Below are 2,551 nucleotides of genomic sequence, written 5' to 3' on the forward strand. Positions count from 1 at the left end.
TTGCTAAATCTCATTTCCTTAAATCTGACTCTGCAATATTGTAAGCTACCAACTTATCGATGAATGACCACAGAATGACTATCGAATATCTCTGCCAACTGTAGCTTTTAGGTTTTGCCAACTGCCTTTTGCTCCCGCAGAATGCGGGACCAACTGTATTGCTAAATCTTATTTCCTTAAATCTGACTCTGCAATATAGTAAGCTGATTTATCCGCCCCCCGGTTCATTCCAGCTCAAACGGCATCTCTCTTAGCAGTTCAATCCTTGTCGGCGTCACCTTGGTCTGCATCGGTATGATCTCTACCCCCTGTTCATAAGCTTCCTTTAGGGTTTCTGAATATTCCGGATCAATTTCCCAGGCCGGTCCGAATATCTCCACATCGGTACGCTGAACCACATACAGCATCACTGCCCGCATGCCTTCATTTTTGACGCGCATCAATGATTGCAGATGCTTTTTTCCCCTCTTGGTAACAGCATCGGGAAACAAACCGTATTTCCCGGATTTCATGGTTACATTCTTTACTTCTACAAAGCACTTTTCATCATCGTTTTCCAGGTACAGATCCAAACGGCTGTCTCCATAAGTCACCTCGCTTTGGACCTGGTCATACCCCTTCAGCCGGTTAATCGCGCCATTTTGTACCGCCTCGTAAGCCAGCTTGTTGGGTACATTGGTGTTGATGCCTACCCAACTGCCCCGTATCTTGATCATCTCCCATGTGAAACGGGTTTTTCGGTTCGGGTCCTTCACCGGTGTCATATATACTTCGGCACCTTCCTGAAGGCAGGTTTTCATTGATCCCGAATTGGTGCAATGGGCAATGACCTTTTGTCCGTTGTCCAGCTCCACATCCGCAAGAAAACGCTTATACCTCCTTATGAGCCTGCCATGTACCAGTCTTTTCTGAAACTTCATGCCTGTATCTTTCTGTTATAAGCTAAGCTTGTCAACAAAAATGAAAGAAAGTTGTTGAGATTCCATTTGATTTATCCAAAAAATTCCAATCTTTATAGCGTTTTATTATCAAAGCAACCGTTATGAAGAACATACTTGGTAACATCATCTGGTTAATATTTGGTGGTTTGGAGACAGCCATCGAGTATTTTATCGGCAGTGTGGTGCTGATGATAACCATCATTGGTATTCCTTTCGGCCTGCAGACCTTGAAGCTCGGGGTGCTGACATTATGGCCTTTCGGACAGCAGGTTTATCACCGGGAGACTTCCTGGGGCTGTTTGAACCTTTTTATGAATGTGCTTTGGTTCATTATAGCAGGAATCTGGATTGGCCTTACCCATATTTTGTTCGGTGCCCTGCTGGCCATAACCATCATAGGCCTGCCTTTTGCACGCCAGCACTTTAAACTGGCCCGTCTTTCAATCCGGCCATTTGGATATGAAGTATATTAACCCGAATTATTCACAAATAATTCTTTCGCTATTGAAAAACCTAGCTTTTTGCTTCAAAATTTTTCGCAAAAAGCTGGTTTTTCTAATGCGGGGTAACCTGGATCCTTCCCGCAAACCATCCCGCATTCATAAACTTTCCCGCTTAAACCAGCGGGATTCGTTTATGAATGATCCAGGTTAAATTCCTTAAAATTTTTTATATTGCTTAAAATTTAAAGAAAACGACTATGAACTATGAACAGTTTATGTTGCCTGTGATCATTGCCAACCTTTTGGCCATTGTGGTCATGTTGCTGTCATATAATTTTCCCCGCTTCATGAGATTGATCTGGGGCCTCATTTTTATTGCCGCCGGAATTGTTAATTTGATTACAGTAGTAAATGCCCCCGGAATCTATGTGGATTCATTCGGTCCTGCTGCTATGGATTTCTATAAGGATATTATATATGGACCGTTCAGTAAGCATCCCGGAGTATATGTTGCAGCGATTTCCGGAGGCCAGATTCTTGTTGGAGCGCTCATCTGGTCAAGGGGCTTCTGGTATTATCTCGGACTTATCGGAGGATTTGTTTTTCTCCTTGCAATAGCTCCGCTTGGTGCAGGATCGGCATTTCCCAGTACGGTTTTTCTCGCCATTGGCCTGATCTTTATGATGCGGAAAAGAAGACGGAAAAGCATATTCGGGTTTTGATGAATTCTTCTTATTTTCGTATCAGTTCAAAAGACCATATGTATTATTGTTGATCTTTATTATATAAAAAACCGGAACTATGTATATAACAGATGTATCAGGAACAACTACTTTGTCAAATGGTGTCAGGATGCCTTATTTTGGCTTAGGCGTTTACAGTATGAACAATGAAGAAGTTACAAGTGCCGTACATCGTGCCCTGGAAACAGGATACAGACTTATTGACACAGCTTCCGTCTATGGGAATGAAGAAGGAGTGGGAAAGGCTGTCCGGGAGAGTGATCTTCCCCGGGAGGAGATCTTTGTCACCAGCAAGGTATGGAACACCGACCAGGGATATGAAAGGACGCTGAAGGCATTCGACAAGAGCATGAACCGACTGGGGCTGGATTATCTTGATCTTTACCTTATTCACTGGCCTGTGTCCGATCTGTACAAAGATACC

At 43.4% G+C, this 2,551-nt stretch carries 4 protein-coding genes; 3 read left to right on the forward strand and 1 reads right to left on the reverse strand.

Going from position 1 to position 2,551, the window contains the following annotated elements; all coding sequences use genetic code 11:
• Positions 1 to 224: 224 nt before the first annotated feature.
• Positions 225 to 920: a DNA/RNA nuclease SfsA gene (gene sfsA, locus KGY70_20775; protein MBS3777640.1), complete on the reverse strand. Its 696-nt coding sequence runs from the start codon at positions 918 to 920 to the stop codon at positions 225 to 227.
• A 122-nt stretch (positions 921 to 1,042) separates the two neighbouring features.
• On the opposite strand from sfsA, the gene KGY70_20780 reads away from it, so the two are divergent.
• The 3 genes from KGY70_20780 to KGY70_20790 all read left to right on the forward strand — a co-directional run.
• Entirely contained in the window at positions 1,043 to 1,414 is a 372-nt protein-coding gene (locus tag KGY70_20780; GenBank protein ID MBS3777641.1) for a YccF domain-containing protein, read from the forward strand.
• Positions 1,415 to 1,641: 227 nt separating this feature from the next.
• The gene (locus tag KGY70_20785) at positions 1,642 to 2,106 is read left to right on the forward strand and encodes a hypothetical protein (GenBank protein ID MBS3777642.1); all 465 of its coding nucleotides are present in this window, start codon (positions 1,642 to 1,644) and stop codon (positions 2,104 to 2,106) included.
• 79 nt (positions 2,107 to 2,185) lie between these two features.
• A partial coding sequence (locus tag KGY70_20790; protein ID MBS3777643.1) for an aldo/keto reductase occupies positions 2,186 to 2,551 on the forward strand: 366 nt, incomplete at its 3' end.

This window comes from Bacteroidales bacterium, from assembly GCA_018334875.1.
Taxonomy (GTDB): Bacteria; Bacteroidota; Bacteroidia; order Bacteroidales; family UBA12077; genus JAGXLC01.

Coding starts and splice junctions, on each gene's coding strand:
- sfsA (MBS3777640.1), bottom strand. CDS start 920: ATGAAGTTTCAGAAAAGACTGGTACATGGCAGGCTCATAAGGAGGTAT.
- KGY70_20780 (MBS3777641.1), top strand. CDS start 1,043: ATGAAGAACATACTTGGTAACATCATCTGGTTAATATTTGGTGGTTTG.
- KGY70_20785 (MBS3777642.1), top strand. CDS start 1,642: ATGAACTATGAACAGTTTATGTTGCCTGTGATCATTGCCAACCTTTTG.